General features: G+C 59.2%; 19 protein-coding genes. 8 read left to right on the top strand and 11 right to left on the bottom strand.

The genetic code is table 11. The annotated features are described in order from the left end of the window. The first annotated feature begins 261 nt into the window (after positions 1-261). Positions 262-2,181 (top strand): AAA family ATPase, encoded by a 1,920-nt coding sequence (locus tag DWF00_RS27195; RefSeq protein WP_114828080.1) that lies wholly within the window; start codon positions 262-264, stop codon positions 2,179-2,181. A 119-nt stretch (positions 2,182-2,300) separates the two neighbouring features. Here the strand turns inward: DWF00_RS27195 and DWF00_RS29930 are convergent, their stop codons facing one another. Continuing rightward, positions 2,301-2,486 carry an ATP-binding cassette domain-containing protein gene (locus DWF00_RS29930; protein ID WP_281270194.1) on the bottom strand — a complete coding sequence of 62 codons (186 nt, stop codon included), beginning with the start codon at positions 2,484-2,486 and terminating at the stop codon, positions 2,301-2,303. 288 nt (positions 2,487-2,774) lie between these two features. Between DWF00_RS29930 and DWF00_RS27185 the strand changes: the two genes are divergently transcribed. The 3 genes from DWF00_RS27185 to DWF00_RS27170 all read left to right on the top strand — a co-directional run bounded on the left by DWF00_RS27185 (position 2,775) and on the right by DWF00_RS27170 (position 5,705). After that, positions 2,775-2,972, top strand: coding sequence for a hypothetical protein (locus tag DWF00_RS27185; protein WP_114828082.1), 198 nt, complete (start codon positions 2,775-2,777; stop codon positions 2,970-2,972). A 431-nt stretch (positions 2,973-3,403) separates the two neighbouring features. After that, positions 3,404-5,224, top strand: a complete 1,821-nt coding sequence (locus DWF00_RS27175; protein ID WP_114828083.1) for a site-specific integrase — start codon at positions 3,404-3,406, stop codon at positions 5,222-5,224. Continuing rightward, positions 5,214-5,705 carry a hypothetical protein gene (locus tag DWF00_RS27170; protein ID WP_114828084.1) on the top strand — a complete coding sequence of 164 codons (492 nt, stop codon included), beginning with the start codon at positions 5,214-5,216 and terminating at the stop codon, positions 5,703-5,705. The genes DWF00_RS27175 and DWF00_RS27170 overlap by 11 nt, the downstream gene beginning before the upstream one ends. 69 nt (positions 5,706-5,774) lie before the next feature. Here the strand turns inward: DWF00_RS27170 and DWF00_RS30160 are convergent, their stop codons facing one another. From DWF00_RS30160 to DWF00_RS27160, 3 genes are all read right to left on the bottom strand, one after another. After that, positions 5,775-6,065 carry an HNH endonuclease gene (locus tag DWF00_RS30160; RefSeq protein ID WP_425453187.1) on the bottom strand — a complete coding sequence of 97 codons (291 nt, stop codon included), beginning with the start codon at positions 6,063-6,065 and terminating at the stop codon, positions 5,775-5,777. An 89-nt stretch (positions 6,066-6,154) separates the two neighbouring features. After that, positions 6,155-6,955, bottom strand: coding sequence for a hypothetical protein (locus tag DWF00_RS29225; RefSeq protein ID WP_147283650.1), 801 nt, complete (start codon positions 6,953-6,955; stop codon positions 6,155-6,157). A gap of 11 nt (positions 6,956-6,966) precedes the next feature. Further along, on the bottom strand, positions 6,967-7,185 hold the full coding sequence (locus tag DWF00_RS27160; RefSeq protein WP_114828086.1) for a helix-turn-helix domain-containing protein: 219 nt from the start codon (positions 7,183-7,185) through the stop codon (positions 6,967-6,969). Positions 7,186-7,305: 120 nt separating this feature from the next. Here DWF00_RS27160 and DWF00_RS27155 point away from each other — a divergent pair, with 120 nt between their 5' ends. Next, a complete protein-coding gene (locus tag DWF00_RS27155) occupies positions 7,306-7,590 on the top strand; it encodes a hypothetical protein (protein ID WP_147283651.1) in 285 nt (94 codons plus the stop codon). A gap of 34 nt (positions 7,591-7,624) precedes the next feature. Here the strand turns inward: DWF00_RS27155 and DWF00_RS27150 are convergent, their stop codons facing one another. Continuing rightward, entirely contained in the window at positions 7,625-7,762 is a 138-nt protein-coding gene (locus DWF00_RS27150; protein ID WP_114828088.1) for a helix-turn-helix domain-containing protein, read from the bottom strand. Further along, entirely contained in the window at positions 7,740-9,422 is a 1,683-nt protein-coding gene (locus tag DWF00_RS27145) for a hypothetical protein (protein ID WP_114828089.1), read from the bottom strand. Before DWF00_RS27145 ends, DWF00_RS27150 begins: the two co-directional genes overlap by 23 nt. A gap of 89 nt (positions 9,423-9,511) precedes the next feature. Here DWF00_RS27145 and DWF00_RS27140 point away from each other — a divergent pair, with 89 nt between their 5' ends. From DWF00_RS27140 to DWF00_RS29220, 3 genes are all read left to right on the top strand, one after another. Beyond that, on the top strand, positions 9,512-10,411 hold the full coding sequence (locus DWF00_RS27140) for a DUF4238 domain-containing protein (RefSeq protein WP_114828090.1): 900 nt from the start codon (positions 9,512-9,514) through the stop codon (positions 10,409-10,411). 736 nt (positions 10,412-11,147) lie between these two features. Next, positions 11,148-11,561, top strand: a complete 414-nt coding sequence (locus tag DWF00_RS27130; RefSeq protein ID WP_147283652.1) for a hypothetical protein — start codon at positions 11,148-11,150, stop codon at positions 11,559-11,561. After that, positions 11,561-12,082: a hypothetical protein gene (locus DWF00_RS29220; RefSeq protein ID WP_147283653.1), complete on the top strand. Its 522-nt coding sequence runs from the start codon at positions 11,561-11,563 to the stop codon at positions 12,080-12,082. Before DWF00_RS27130 ends, DWF00_RS29220 begins: the two co-directional genes overlap by 1 nt. 65 nt (positions 12,083-12,147) lie before the next feature. Here the strand turns inward: DWF00_RS29220 and DWF00_RS27125 are convergent, their stop codons facing one another. The 5 genes from DWF00_RS27125 to DWF00_RS27100 form a co-directional block, all read right to left on the bottom strand. Beyond that, on the bottom strand, positions 12,148-12,783 hold the full coding sequence (locus DWF00_RS27125; RefSeq protein ID WP_114828093.1) for a recombinase family protein: 636 nt from the start codon (positions 12,781-12,783) through the stop codon (positions 12,148-12,150). Positions 12,784-13,573: 790 nt separating this feature from the next. Continuing rightward, entirely contained in the window at positions 13,574-14,308 is a 735-nt protein-coding gene (locus DWF00_RS27115) for a hypothetical protein (protein WP_147283654.1), read from the bottom strand. Next, entirely contained in the window at positions 14,305-14,631 is a 327-nt protein-coding gene (locus DWF00_RS27110) for a hypothetical protein (protein ID WP_114828096.1), read from the bottom strand. Before DWF00_RS27110 ends, DWF00_RS27115 begins: the two co-directional genes overlap by 4 nt. A 60-nt stretch (positions 14,632-14,691) precedes the next feature. Next, a complete protein-coding gene (locus tag DWF00_RS27105; RefSeq protein WP_114828097.1) occupies positions 14,692-15,315 on the bottom strand; it encodes a tail assembly protein in 624 nt (207 codons plus the stop codon). A 9-nt stretch (positions 15,316-15,324) separates the two neighbouring features. Then, positions 15,325-15,582 carry a hypothetical protein gene (locus DWF00_RS27100; RefSeq protein WP_114828098.1) on the bottom strand — a complete coding sequence of 86 codons (258 nt, stop codon included), beginning with the start codon at positions 15,580-15,582 and terminating at the stop codon, positions 15,325-15,327. Positions 15,583-15,614 lie beyond the last annotated feature (32 nt).

Genomic DNA, 15,614 nt, shown 5'->3' with positions numbered 1-15,614 from the left:
GCTCGTTGGTGACCCTATCGCTCGACGACCTCATCGAACTGATCGATCTCGTCGCCAGGCCGAGGACCTTCGGTGAGGCGATGCGCGAAGAAGGGGTCGGTCCCGCGACAGGCGTCCGTCTGGCCACGCGGCAGCCGCATCCAAGGCGTCGCGGTCCGTTGCCCGATCCCTCGAGGGATGACTAGGCGAAGAGCAGAAGACCAGGCGGCCTGACCATCAGGCCCGAGTGCCATCCGAGCCAAATATGAGACGTCGACGACCATGAAATGGGGTTCACTGGCCAAGCAGGACCGCAGGAAGTTGACGCGATCCGTTTGTCGATTCCTGGCATACTGCGACATCGTCCGGCATTGTCGACCCTACGTCGACTCCCATGCTTCGTTCGCGATCGTCGTCGTATTGCCCATCGGAGGCAACATAGACCAATACAAGGAAGCGGCGATCTTCGCTTTCGGGGAGCCGGAACCGCGCTCTCGCTTCGACTTTGAGAAGACGAACTTCCTGACCGCGGATGAAAATGGGAATAGGAAGGAAAGGCTTACCGTCGAAGGGTTGATCAACTACGATCGACTCGTCGTGCTGGCGAAGAGCCTGTCGGATGTCTCCGAGAAGGTGATCGCGGCGGCTGATGCTGTTATCACTCTCGGTCCGCCGGAAGTCGGTCACGTCGTGGCCGCGGCTCGATTGTGCCTGAAGCAACACGTCACCAGCAGCCTGGCGCGCGAAATGGCGAGCATGCCACTGGATCTGATTGCGGCGAACGTTCGACGCGGTCGACCTGTGTCCCGTTCGATCGAGATGATCCGAGACATCTTGCAGAGGCAGGACAAGCCCGAGGCCGGTCAGGTCGGCGTCGAGGCCCTCCACGGTTTCGGCGAGGCCGCCGCTTGGGCACTCGAGCTCGCCACCGACCTGAAGGACTGGCAGGCAGGCAAGATCGCGTGGGGCGATGTCGATCGCGGGATCTTACTCAGCGGTGCGCCAGGGGTCGGCAAAACAATATTCGCCCGTGCCTTGGCAACGACCTGTGGCGCTCATCTCGTCGTCGGCTCGATCGCCAGGTGGCAAGCTTGCGGACACCTCGGAGACTTGCTGAAAGCGATGAGAGCGGCCTTCGATGAGGCGAAGCAGCGCGCCCCTGCGATCGTCTTTATCGACGAGGTCGATGCCGTCGGCTCCCGGGAGGATTTCCGGGGCCATAGCGCACAGTACTCAACGGAGGTTGTCGCCGGGCTCTTGGAGTGTATTGACGGCGTGGAGGGACGCCCAGGCGTGATCGTCGTCGGCGCTTGCAACTACCCTCAAAAGCTCGACCCGGCGCTCGTCAGACCTGGAAGGCTGGACAGGCACGTGAGGATCCCGCTTCCCGACGGCGCCGCGCGTGAAGGAATTCTCCGCTTTCATCTCGCCGGAGACTTGGCCGACGACGATCTGAGCCAGGTAGTTCGTCGGACGGAGGAATGGAGCGGCGCCGGACTGGCGAAATTGGTTCGCGAAGCCCGACGCGTCGCCCGGCGCGACCGTCGAGCGGTGTTGGTGTCAGACCTGGAGGCGTCGCTGCCGAAGAGGATCGTCATTCCAGAAGAGTTGGTTCGCCGGGCTGCGATCCACGAGTGCGGTCACGCAATGGCGTATCTGTCTTTGGGACAGCCGTTCGAAGGCGTCGAGCTCTCCGACGTGGCGGAAGGACTGGAAGGATATCAACCACTGGGATTCATTCAGTTGGTGAACTCCGAGCCGCGGGCTTCGACCGCCGCCACCATCCGCGATGAGATTTGCGGGCTGCTTGCGGGGATCGCGGCAGAGGAAGTCCTCCTCGGCGACAGATCCTCGTCGGGTGGAGGGGTGAAAGACAGTGATTTGCATCGTGCAACCCTTGCGGCGGTTAGACTCGAGGCCTCGTTCGGCCTGGGTTCGGGGTTGTCGTTCATCGCGGAGGATCGCGAGCCGGATCTTATGTCCGCCCTCCGGTTGTCCGGCGACTTGCGATCGAAGGTCGACAAGACCCTTGCGGCGGAGATGGCCAGGGCTTGCGCGATTATCGAGGCGCATCAGCAGCCTCTTCAGAGGGCCAGTAGCGAGTTATTGGCTAGGCGGCGGCTTTCGAGTGACGAGTTTCGAGGAATGATAGCAAGCTATGAACATGCCGACGCCGAAGGCCTGGATGCTGTCACTCATTAGCTGCATTTTCTGCACGCAGGATGCTGTACGTCTTTGTGCCTTCTCTCACGACACACTTCGTCCGAGTTCGACGCGCACCGCCCGATCCGCCCAGGCAATCGGCTGAGGACGATGGGCAATCACGATCTTCGTAACTGCGGGCCGACCTCTGACAGGTTCCGCAGAACCTGCTCTTCAGTGGCTGCATCCAGCGCTGAAGTCGCCTCGTCAAGCACCAGAATTGGAGCCTTCAGGAGAAGCGCTCTGGCAATCGCTATCCTTTGGCGTTCCCCCCCTGACCAAGTAGCTCCGCGTTCTCCGACCATGCAGTCATAGCCACCTGGGAGGAGCTCGATGAAAGAATCCGCGCAAGCGATCGCGGCGGCATCGCGGATAGCCCTATGCGAACACATACGCCTGGTTCCTCGAGGTCAAGGACGGCCGCATCACTCGGGCGCACGCATTCTTCGACAGTCTCGCTTTCGATGATTTCTGACGACGAGTGCAGCCCGCCCAATAGCGGAGCTCACGCCGGAGCGGATGCAATCCGATCTTGGCGAGCTGTCAACTGCGATTGCCCGCCTTCTCGGGGGATGCGGTAACCTTCGCCTTCAGTGGACATACAGGGTGTCACGAAGGCCAACGTCCACGAGGTTACCAAGTCGACCAAGCCCGAGGTCGAGGGCCTCCTTGGCCACGAAGGTAAGTTCGGCGAGGCCATAGGACCGTCGAACGGCTGGGCGGTCCGCGTCGTCACGACCGTCTTCAACTACGGCGAATCCTTCGAGGACATCGGGTGGACTCACGCCTGATGCTGCAACGAAGCCCTAACGGCCTTTAGACAGGAGGCGGCTTGCAGTTCAGCCCACCGTTTCGGTCCCATCCCATCACGTGTCCTCATCGGGGTGCTTGAGGCAAAATCTAGCACGATGAGCGGATCAAGGAGTTCCTAGCTGGTCCCGGTGTTTCGCACAGCGACGGGCCGGCTACGGCGCTATTGAGGGCGCGCCGGCCCGTCCCCGCGCGAAACACCTCACCGTCGCATTGTACCTGTGGCGTCAGATCGGTAGGCTGCGGTATGCTCGAGTAGGGGCTAAAAAGAGCAACGGTTTCCTAAACCGTAGGTCAGGGGTTCGAATCCCTTCCGGGACGCCAGCTCTCGCGCAAATCCTTGATTTGCTGCAACTTCTTCAGATATCAGCACAATCGACGGTTCAACCTGCAACACACGGGTGCAACACGCATGAGCGGGGAACGCGTGCCGAAACTTTGGCGCCGTAACAAGCGGAGGGGGGCGTACTATTTAAACCTCCGCGTGCCGAAAGACGTTGCCGAGGTCTACGCTGAGACCTACGGCACGCAGAAGGTGTTGGAGAGCCTTCGCACTTCGGATCATGCCGAGGCGCTGCGTCGCCGCGACGAACGGCTTCCGGTCATCTTGGACCGTTTCACGGAACTGCGGGCTGCCGCGAAGCGGACCCGCCGTGACCTATCCGAGCTGAGCAGGGCCGATCTGGAGCGCTTGGCGACGGGCTACTATCGCGAGGTGCTGTCTGCGGCAAAGAGCCGCTCTGCGGACCCGGAGGAGCGGGCAGAGCGGTTGGAGGAGCTGGAAGACGCTCTCGCTTCCTATCGCAATCAGGATGAGCAGGGGCGCGATAGTGTCCGGGAAAGAGCTGACCTGATCCTGAAAAACAAAGGCTGGCCGACTGCGCGCGTCTCTGATGCTGACCTTGATACGACGCGCGCGCCCGATGCCGATCTTGATGCGACGGCGGAGAGCGAAAGGGCTTACGCGGTCTCCGTGGACCGGGCGCTACCGCAATATGCCGAGCTTCAAGAGCTTGTGCGCCGCGCTGCGATAGAGGGCAGCAGGTTCGCACTATCGGAGTTGAGCGGAAGGCCGTTTGTGCCCAGCGATCCGCTGTTCAATCCTGATGCCACTATACCAGACAATGAGGCGGCCCGTGGCCCGCTGCTCTCAGAGGCGCTGTTGGCATGGAAAGAAGGCAGCGGCGTGGTGGGTGGCCGAAAGCCGCGTCGGCAGACCGTCATGGAAGCCGATATGGCTGTGCGTCACTTCGTCCAGCTCCACGGCGACATGAGGATTGGCGAGATCGGCAAGAAGTTGGTTCAGGACTACGCCGTCGCGATCTCCAAAATCCCGGTGAAGCTCTCTGTGGAGCTGCAAAAGATGACGCTTCCGGACCTGCTCAAGCGCGACCTGTCCAAGTTCCGGCGCCGATCCGCTTCGACGGTGAACAAGTCGCTCCAAATGCTCTCGGCCATGATTGAGCAGGCCCGAAGGAAAAGCGACCTAGACGAAGCTTCCCACTGGCCTAACCATTTCAAAGCCGAGCGTGTCGAGAGTGACGCGACGGCCGAGGATGACAGAGTGCCGTTCAGCGCCGCCGATCTCCGCCGCATCTTCGCCAATGGTCCGGTGCACGGTCGCGGCGAACGGCTCAAGGGCGGGCGCGGAGAAGCGCAGTATTGGCTGCCGCTTCTCGCGCTGTTCACGGGAGCCCGCCTGTCTGAGCTTGGCCAACTCCGGGTCTGCGATTTGCAAACGGACGATGGCGGCATCGCCTTCATCAGCATCGGCACATCCGGCGGACGGACGGTAAAGACGCGCACCAGCATCCGAAAAGTCCCCATCCATCCCGAGCTACGCCGCCTCGGCTTCTTCGGCTATGTGGAGGGCCGCAGGAGTTCGGGGCAGGGGGCGACGCTATGGCCACTGCTGGGCTCGGCCGAGAACCGCGCGCGCACCGCCGCATTCTCACAGTGGTGGGGCAACTATCAGGGCCGGAAGCCCATCGGCGTCACCGATCCTCGCAAGGTGTTCCATTCCTTCCGGCATCTGTTCAAAGACATGTGCCGGGACGCAGGGCTATCTGAAGACGTGCATGATGCGCTTACGGGGCACGCGGCAGGGAAGAGCGTCGGGCGCGGCTATGGCGCTGGCCACTCTGTCGCCCGTCTCTTCGCTGAGATAAGCAAGATCGTGGCGCCGGTCCAGCTATCGCATTTGCCTCGGGCGAAGGTTTGCCATGCCGATTGACCTTAGCAATCCTCAAGTTACCGCCGCGTTGGTGGCGGGCGTGGTCGCATTAGTGATTGGCTTTCTAACTGTGGTTATCAACTCGATGGTCACTGCCCGGGTCGCTAGCCAGAAGGTTCGCGCCGACCGCGACCAAGCGCTGAGTGAAAAAGCCTGGGCTGATTACGAGCTTCGACGGGATGTTTATCTCGGTCTTGCCGGGCAGGTCGACGCTCTGTTTGAAGGTGGCACGACCGCTGCGCGCGTGGAACTCAACCGCATGGCTCGGCGAGTTCGATTGGTCGGCTCGGACCAAGTGGTGTTGGCGCTCAATGAGCTGTTTGAAGCTATACGAAATGGATCGGGTCAGGCGGTGCTTGAACGCTGCTACCGTGCGTTGTTCAACGCGATGCGGCGGGACATTCGTGAGCTGCGCGTGCTTCCGCCGAGAGGAACCGACTTGAACGAGGACGCTTTCCCGATCGAAGGCGCAGGCGGGTAAACTCCGGTCCACCGGTGTAGCTTCTGCGCTAGCTACGAACGGACCCAGCAAAGACGTTTGGGCGGAAACCTATCGCTTCAACGGCCCTGCGTTCTTCCCGAAATTGCACTCATAGCACTCAGCTTGGATGTTGCGGATGTCGTTGGTGCCACCGTGATAGACGGCAATTTTGTGCCCTTTCGTCCAGACCGCTTTGTATCGCCGGTCCGGCCTCGGTGGGATGACGGACCAAGGTCGGTTGCATTCGGCGCAAGTCGGTGAGGTCTTTAGAAGAGCCCGCCATTCAGCGACCGTGTGCCGACCCCCGTTTGCTTTAAGGCGTTGTTCGCGAAGCCTTCCTCGCGCGTTTCGGCAATCCATGCAGCTATTCCAGCCGTTAAATCGGCTGCCACCGCACTTCGTGCATACTCTTTTGCCGATACCGTTGGTCATGCGGAACGCGCCAGAACTTATCTGGGCGGCCCATCCTCAGAAAGGCCTGAAGAAAGCAAAGTCATAAAATGCCTGACGTGATCCATGATGTTGCGCGCTTGATGGTCGTCGTAGTTCTCTCGGCCGTGTGCAACATGGTTGCGCCATCCATCTTTGAAGAACGCGAATTCTTTTGCGGCCTCTGATAGAAATTTCAATCTGCTCGACTTTTCCTTCCCTGCCGGAAGGGTTTTACCAAGACTGCGAACTTCCGCCTCGATTTGATCGATGACTACCTGCCAACTCTGAACATCGAAGCTTTTCCCAACATCGTTGGCTAAGGCCCGAAGCCCATGCTCAAGAACCCGCATGAAATGGAAGACGCTGGCAGTGCCATGTCCAAGTGCCCACAGGTCTACGCCATTGCGAATGTCAGCCGCAGCGGATGGAAACGAAGCGACGGCTGGCGCCCAATCCTCTTTCCATTGCCTGAGTATTTTTGCCTTGTCACTGGGGTAGCGATAGACTAGCTGGCCTTTTAAATTTTCATCCAGAAGCTCAAGCAAGACACCTGCGTCATTTGATATTTTTTCGTTTGTAATTGACGGTTGCCTTAGGCGTCTTTCAAATGCAGGTAGGTAGCTTTTTACAGATGTCAGCTCAAATTCATCCGCTACGGTATTTGCAACTTTCAACCAGCCTTTTATTTGCTCTATGAATTCATTGCTGGGGCGACTCTGAGGTCCGTCTGCTGTTACCGGAAGCTCTCCAAGTATGATTTGATACAGGCGCAGTTGCGAGCCCAGAGTGCTAAGGGATCGGATTTGGCAGTTTATCATGTCCCGCAGGCTCACCGGTCGGTGGAAGAAAGGAGCAATTGCGCTGGCTCGACACCAAGCTGCTGTGCCAGCCGCTCCAGCACTTCAATGCTCGCCGCATATTGGCACCGTTCTAGCGCGCTGATGTAGGTCCGGTCGATGCCCGCCCGGTGTGCCAACTCCTCCTGAGAAAGCCCAGCGGCGCGCCGATAGCGTTTTAGGTTGGCTGCAAAAACCTCTCGGATGCCCATAAGCGCGAGAGGGCGCGAATGATGAGTATTCCACCACGGAGTATTCTCTACACTCTGGGGCGATGATATGAGCGTCTGGCGTCGCCGTTCGGTTTGGCGACGGGCTGGGGGGATATCATCATGCTTCGCTCTGTGCTTTTCGCGTTTGGCGCCGCCGCGCTCGCCGGTTGCGCGCCGACTGTGCCGATCATGGCTCGTATCGATGGAAAAACTGCGAGCGATAGCCCGGCCTCGGTAGCGCAGATGCGGCAGGACAAGAGTGTCTGCAACGGCGAGGTTAGCAAGGCCATCCTCACGGCGCCGGGGGTCTACCCGACCCAGCTTATGACCAACGTCTACACCGGCTGCATGGCCGGGCGCGGCTACAGGCCGACTGACCAGAGTGAGCCGATGCTCAGCAATTGATGTGCAACCCGGTGCAAATCGCAGTCCGGTCCGGCTACACCTCAAGCACGCGATAAACGGGAGCACGTCCAATGCCGAGACGCCGGGCAATCGCGGTTGCACCGATGCCTTCGGCGGCGAGCGCCCGAACCTGCGCTGTGTCGATGGGCCTAATCGTGCTGGGAGGGGTCAAATATGGTTATAAGCTCTGATGCAACATCCGGGTGAGGCGTCGGCTCAGCTCGCCCGATCTTCTGTAGACAGGTTTTAGCGAAGGGGTTCCCGAGCCTTGCTAGGAACTCAATCCGAGCCCAAGTGCGCTCTGACAATGCGGATAGCAGGGCCGGGTAGCTGCTGATCACATCACAGACGCCGTGACCCAGGCGATCGAAAGAACGATTTTGACTGTCAATGAATGTGAGTTCGCTCCACCCGCCACCGAGCGATTTTTTCAATTCGACGTAAGCGCCTTCGGTTTTTGTCTCAAGTGACATCGCCGCACGTTCCAACCCCTGATATTCGGCGAGGGCTACGGGGAAGGCGAAAGAGCGGTTACGCGGATTGTAGTATTTTGCGAAAAACCGCCCGGTTGCGCCCATTGTTGTGTGGTCGACAATCTGGAGCAAAGTTCGCGCCGGAGAGGGGCCTAGGAAGGCATTTCGTTCTTCTGAATTGATAAAGCGTTGAATCTCAACATGGCCAAGAATTGTGTCGCGCGTCACGTCCGCGCTGACCAAGAAGCGCTTGCAAAGGCGGCGCGAAACGGCTTCCAGCGCCCACATCAACCTCAGCTCCGGACGGGCCATAAGGTGATGAACTAGAAGATCAGCATATTCGGCATATATTTCGGTGATTGGTGTTAGTGCCGTCCCTCCGCCGTAACAGACGTCCGCCAATGCTGGGCGCATCGCAATATTTCCGAGCAGATGCAAGGAGTTGAAGTAGTATTCGGTCGAGACCGGGCGAGTATCCTTCAGGAGTAGCTTGTGAAAGAACAAATACTGATTGCTACCCTGATATTGGGCGACTCGCACAGCAAGGCGATCTGATGCCTTTCCGAGGTCACCCATCGAGAGGCCTGCTTGGAGTAAGGTGTCGATTGCCTCCCAAGTATGCGCATTGTCGAGATAATCGAAGAATTCTCGGTCGTTCTGGGCCTCGACAACGGCAGCGGCCTTACGAAAATTCTCCAAAACCTTTGGCCGCGCGGAGGCGGCTGCGACTGCGACCGCTCGCACAAACTCCTCACCACGCGACAGGTCCACATCTGCGCTCAGCACTTGCTCGATCCGCTTCAAGAGGCTGCGCTTCAGGCGGAACGTTATTTGGTCGAACCCGATCAGCGCATAGAGTTCCGAGTAGCGCGCGACTATGTCGCGTTGAGGGATGGAGAGGACCGGGTCGAGCGGATTTTCACTGTCGCGGTCGTATAGGTTGGTGAACCACCCGTTTGAAACACCGAATAAGGGGCAATCGACCTCGCGGTGATGAGCATAGAAATGAGCTTGGCCGATCATGTCACTCGTGATCTGAGGGGGCGTATTGGGGTCCGTTGCGGTGCCCTCCTTCGCCTCCAGGAGCCAAAACCCGGTTCGGTAGGTATTGAAGCGATAGTCGAGTTTGATCCGCTTAGAGCCCACCGAAAGGAAAAGTGGATTTAGTGCATACTGTTGTTCGGTAAGAACCGTGTAGTCGCTGCCGCGAATGTATCCCAGCGTATCGATAAGAGGTGCTAGGAAGGCTTCCCGAACGTCTGTCTCATTCAGATTAGAAAGATCGAGAGTTGCGAGGCGTTTTAGGATTTCGGCGTTCGACGCCGACATTGGTTGCATTTGCTTAGCAAACGCCTGCATGGTTCCTGAGCCCAGTCCCTAAGCTGCCATTTAGATCAGCTCCCGCGAGATTTTGCACCCAGTTTCGCAATCGGAAGGAATGCCGCTAGTTGGATCAGCATTGGGTTCCGAAAAGCTACCTTGCCGCCTGGACGGACCCGGATTGCCCGCCGAAGCATAAGCCCTTCGTGCACGTCTTCGACCGAGACGGCCAGAACCACCGAAAGAAGGCGCCGGCCAACATCCTCAAGATGCCGGACCTCTACACCGTTTTCCGCGACGGCCGCCGCGATCTCAAAATCGAGACCTTCTTCGGCGGGATCGAACGCGACTTCGTTCGCGCTAGGAGGCTTCTCGAAACCTGCGCGCATCCCAGCCAAGAGGACGTCGCAGCGCTCTATGCCTTCGCGGGATCGATGCTCGCTCGCCCGCCCCAGAACATCGATTTCGTCCAGAAGCAGCTATCTAACGTGGTGCAGAAAGCGCGATCCATTCGCGTGGTTCCCGGAGCCAAGATACCTGCAAGCATATCCACCGGTGATCGTATGTCCCTCGCCGAGTTCGAGGCCTATGCGAACAACGGCATGGAGACTTGGTTTCCCGAAATCCTTGCTGCAAATCTAGAGGTCATCAGCAAGCTCTTCCGCTTCGATATTCTCGTCAACGACACGCCGACGCCCTTTCTGACGAGCGACAATCCAGCCGTGATGTTCTTCGCCGACCCCGACGATGGGAAGCGGCGCCTGTATCCCCGTGGCATGGGGCACCCTGCCTGCCGGATCATGATGCCTTTGTCGCCACGTCTCGCGCTGATGCTTTGGCATGGGAAGCCCGGCACCGGGCGCTTTGTCGAAATGGCCGGCGAGGACGTCATCGATATCAATTTCCGCACGATCCTGCGCTCGCGAGCGCATCTGATAAGCAATACCGCTGACCTGTATTTCGTCAGCCTATTGCTCCAGCGGCTGGTCGAGGACGGTGCTTCCGACAACACGTCTCGACGTTCGTGAGGCGCTAGCGAACCCTGTCCAGCATTAGCAACATGGCCTGCGCCTCCACACAGCTTCGAGGGCTAAAGGCACCGCCGAATTGGGGATTTCGCAAATGAAATCGCTCGTTAGCTAGGCTGCGGCCTGCTTTCGCAGCTCCAGCTCACAGGATATCCAAAGTGATTTTAAGCGATCCCCGTAGATTGAAGAAAAAGAGAGTGACTCCCGTTTTTTGATGCGATTAGCATCTCGCATCAACCGGGGGGATATCATGGGGACGTATAGGACCATCCATCTGCGAGGTGTGCAGTGGGTCAACCAACGCGAGGATTTGCTTGAGCTGCTCAGAGCTACCCTGCTTGTGCGTCCTAACGTCGATGATACTGAAACTCAGTTTGGCGGTCAGGTGTGCGAGGTTCGACACCGACAGACATTGCCTCACGAAATCAGACTTCATTTGTCGCTTCACGTAGCGGGGGCGCATCGCGGCATTCGCCCTCACGCGGGCGGGCAGCCGATTGGAGCATTAGGTACTGCAACCGCTCCAGCAGGCACTGAGTTCACTGAACGCGAACTGGCGCTAATCGTCCGCAGGGACCAAATTGGATATGTGGCGGCTGGGAGAGCTCGAAGCGAAACGATAACGCGAGCCCTTTCAAAACTCATCGAGTTGCAGCATGGGGCGGAGCTAGCAAACAGGCTAGTTCTAGCCGCAAGGGCTGATCCGGCGGCTGTCCAACGGATGCTTGCAGCTGGCGTGGACCGTTTTGATCTCGGCGTATCGCTCCCCCACGTGGATGCGGTCGAGGTCGTGGATGGACAGCCACTGTCACTATCTGACACCATTGGTAAGGCAATGAGAGAGGCCCTTTCAGCACGGTTGCAAGCGGATCATCGCGAAGGGCAGATCGAAGAGCTGGCGAATATGGATGTGAATATTTCCATAAATGCCCGCAGGAAGGCTCCTGCGGCTGAGATCGAAGCTTTGACAGCACTTGCTACAGAGGCCGTAGAGGATAACGAAGAATTCTCGATTCGAACTCTTTCGAAAGCGACGTTCACGAGAGAAGAACTACTGTTGCGGCAGACCTATTTTGATGCGGGTAACGACGCTCTCCTGAGCGTAGATGTGGCTTGGAACAAAATTGTAGCGTTCTTGGACTCTGTGTGATGGTCAATGCAACGAGCGGAAGCGTTGAAAGAAAGCCGGCTTACGGCCGGATAATTTTGAGTTTCTCGTTTTTGTGTTTGTCTGTCGTTCTTACAGTATTTTTTAGTTCTTCTCTTACTAATAAGCCTGATGTTTTGGCCGTCATAGCGGCAATATTCGCTATATTAGCGGCTGTTCTGATTGTGATTATTAGTATTTTAGGTGACCCAAGTATGCTTTTGGATCAATCATGGCGGCATAGTTATCTGTCTGCAACTGAAACTCAGCGACAGATACATCGCCAAACTGATATTTTTATCGTCTATATATTATTACTGGTATCTATATTTGTTTTTATGCTTTGTGTTGATGGTACATTTATCTATAGAGCGATGCAGGTTGTGTCTTTTTTCTTGACGTCGTTGGCGTTTCTGGCTTCTATGACACTGCCTTTTTCTCTGCGATCAATTCAGCGTCGTAGATTGGACAACGCTATCGCCCACCTGAAAGCAGGGCGGTCGGCGGCGAAAAGCGAAAGCTGAGGTCGCCAAGCTTTCCAGCCGTGCGTGACGGGGTTAATAAGTCTCTAGAGACGCAGGTGCGACGCCTATAAGTCCCATTTTCTCAGCGCTGCTTCCGCCTCGGACGGATCATCCTTCATGCGGTAGATCGTTTGCCGAGAAAGCCCCGTTTCTTTCGCGATGACGCTGATGCCGATATCCTGTGCCAGCATGTCTCGCACGGCCTCCATCTGCGCCCGCGCGAAGCTCGGCTTGCGGCCCTTATAGGCCTTCCCGCCGTTGGCCTGAGCATGCTCGATGCCGGCCTTCTGCGCTTCCTTAGTGGCCTCGGCCTGCGCCTGTGCCGAAGCCGCCATGAAGCCAATGAGCGCATCCCTGACTGCTTGCTGCATGGGGTCAGTCGTGGCCCCGTCGAAGGTCATGCGGTTGATGATCGTCTTGATGACGACGCCCCGCCGCATGAACTCGCGGATCGTTTCGGTGACATCGGCGTAGTTCCTGCCCAGCCGATCTACCCATCGCACCACCAGCACGTCGCCGGCCCGGAGCATGTCGAAGAGACGCTTGCCCTCCGGCCGTTCCCCAAGTCGAGTGCTGACGCCGGAGACGCCGTGATCCGCAATCACCCGGTCAATGGAAAAGCCGGCATCCTTCGCCTGCTTCTCTTGATGCGCGATGGTCTGGTCGGCTGTCGAAACGCGGGCGTAGAAGACGGTCTGCATCGCAGGAGGATGTCCGTTGAGGTTGCGACCGTTAGATTGCATGTCCGTTGATCTAAGTCAACCCTTACGGACATCGTTTCACTGGCCTTCCGACGTGTCCGCACAGGTATGCCTATGCGGACATGCCTCGGTTGCCGACATCGACCCTCGCAGCTATGGATTGGCTGAGCGTCTGGGGGGATGTGATGCGTGCTGTTATCGTCGCGATCTTGGCCATGGTTCCGTTGGCCGCGAAGGCAGACTGGCAATACAGCAAGTGGGGTATGAACCCGGCGCAGGTCATCGAAGCGGCACGGGGTGCTGCTACCCCATTTCAGGATAGCAGCGAGACTGCCGACCAAAGATCAAAGGTTGTGGCGCCGTATCAGAGCGGGCGGCACACCTTCAGGTCGAGGTTCGTGTTTGATCGGTCGGACCGGCTGTCCATCGTCATGCTGGAATTGTCCGACCCCAGTCGATGCCCCGAACTATACGCTGACCTGACACAGGCATATGGGCCGCCTCAGGCTAAGTCTCCTCAAGGCTACTTCCCCAAATGGTGGGACAGGAAGAACGGCAATGTCGTCACTCTGGTCGACATGGTGAGGACGATTTGCTCGATCCAATACATGCCGCTAGGGGAGGCAGGCACTCCGGGGGGACTATAATAGGGTGTCACTGTCCCTCCGGTTCAGGAGAGCGCGTCACGCTGCTTGCCGGCAGAGGAGATAGCGGGGAGCCGGAAGGCGGGGCGACAAAGGGCATTGTGTTGCCGAGCGTGCGGTAGGGACGGGGGGGCGGCCTGTCCCTCTCAGTGCGCTGGCCCTGCCGGAGCGAGGGACAGCCTCTCGTCGGGATCGAGCGAGCCGAAGGCAGTCACCATCTCGCGCAACGCCTCCTGCATGAACTCCGCACCTTCCTGTCCAGGGGCCTTGTCGCGGTCGACGGCAACATGAACCCGGAACCTGTCGAAGGCGCCCAGCTCGCGCATCCACTCCCGGTCTTCCTTCGCCTCATGGCGCAGCTCGCGGATGACCTCCACGATGGTCCGGGCATCGTTGCGCAGCGTGGCGCCATCTAGGACGGCATGAAGGGCCTGCACACGGGCATGGCGTTCTGCCCGGTGCTCTGAGACCAGTTCCTCTATCGTTTGTGCGCGGACGCGCTCCACGGCGTTGTCGGTGGCGCGGCGCACGATCTCGCCAACGGTGCTCGGGTGGACGTTGAGGGCGCGGGCGATGTCGGCACGGGTGCAGCCGCGCGCCTTCATGCGCAGGGCGATGTCGAGGCGCTGGGCTTCGTCTATGGGGCGCGTGCGGCGCCGGACGGTGGGGGGAGCCGGAAAGCTTTGGGGCGCGGTGTTGGGGATGGACGCGGCGGCCTCCCCAGTTGGCGCGCTCGTCATGTGCTCAGTGCGGTGGCGATGCAGGGAGTTTCGGTTCAGTCCCGGATAGTCGGCCGCAACAGCGCGAAGAGACCGCCCGGCTTCAAGGGCGGCCTCTATGGCAATCCTGTCGGGATGGCGGCAGACAATGCACATGGTCAATGGAGGGCCGGTTCCTCGGCGATGTCTCGCATCGCGAAGGAGAGGCGCCGGGCCAAGCCGAGCGGGGTCATTTCCTCGGGGCCAACGGCGCCGTCAATCTTGTAGCCATGCAGGGTCGCCTTCGTCGTGATGGACTTCACGACCTTGGCGCCCTCTTCCTCGCTGACCGGTACACGGGCGCCGAGGAGCAGGACGCTCTTGTCGCCGAATGAGATCGTGAATTCCACGGCCTTGTGCTCGCAAACGAGATCGGCCGCGAGCCCGGCCATCGTGTGCATCATGTCGGCGAAGACGGGCGCCACCGGGTTGAGATCGTAGGCCATTGTGTATCCTTCTCTTACTCATGCGTCCTATTTGCAACCGGGTGCAAAGTTGCGGAACTGCTAAACGGTAATATCGTCGGTGGTCATGCCTGCCGAGACGACGGTGGAGCCGACCATGGTTCGGCCATAGATCAGCGGGACGCAGCCGCCCTGCTCGGTGGTGTTGACGGCGCCGTTGAACACGAAGGAGGGTTGCCGTTCCGGCGAAGTGTTCGGCTGCTTCTTCGGCTTGGGCGTCAGGAGCTGTGAGGCGCCGGAGAGTGCCATTGCGACGCCGAACATGGCGATGGTGCTCGCATTGATGCCGGCGATGGTGAGGGCGCCCTCAGCGCCCATGAAGCCGGCCGGAATGAGGGCGGGCGCGGCCCACCACGCGACGATAGCAATGAGGATGCCGGCGATGATCTTGCCGATGCCGGCGCGCTTGGCGCCCTTGACCACGGGCACGATGTGGATGTCGCGCTTGCCCGTGTTGAAGGAGACCTGATCCTTGTCGAGCTGGATACCATCATCGAGCGACTTGCCCGCGACGACACGGAACGTGTTGTCGGTGATGTACTGGCGGAAGCCCTTGATCTGGGCGCCGAGGGCCTGTGCCACGTCTTTCAGGCTCCCCACGTCCAGCATGAACATGGGGCCGAAGCGCTCGGCCATCTCGCCGTAGAGGTGGACACGTTTCAGCATGACATTCTCCTACCGTCCGCGCAGGTGTTCGCGCGCGGCATTAAGCCAGCCGAGGGCGAGCCAGAACGGCCAGAACAGGATGAAGCACCATCGGGTGAGATGGGCGCCGAGGTGGCCGGCAGCGAGGTCGCGGCGGAACTCACAGGTTGCGGCCAACTCGGGATGAACGGCGGCGTCGGCCTGCACGATGAGGCGCCAGTGTGCGCGGCCCCCTTCGATCCAGACGAAGGCGCCGAGGACGATCAGCAAGGCATTGGTGACGGGCATAGCGCGATCCTGTCGATGAGAGACGAATGAGG

It is taken from the genome of Allobosea caraganae, from assembly GCF_003351345.1.
Lineage (GTDB): Bacteria > Pseudomonadota > Alphaproteobacteria > Rhizobiales > Beijerinckiaceae > Allobosea > Allobosea caraganae.
The sequence above is the reverse complement of the archived record's forward strand: the minus strand, read 5'-3'. Positions and strand labels throughout refer to the sequence as shown.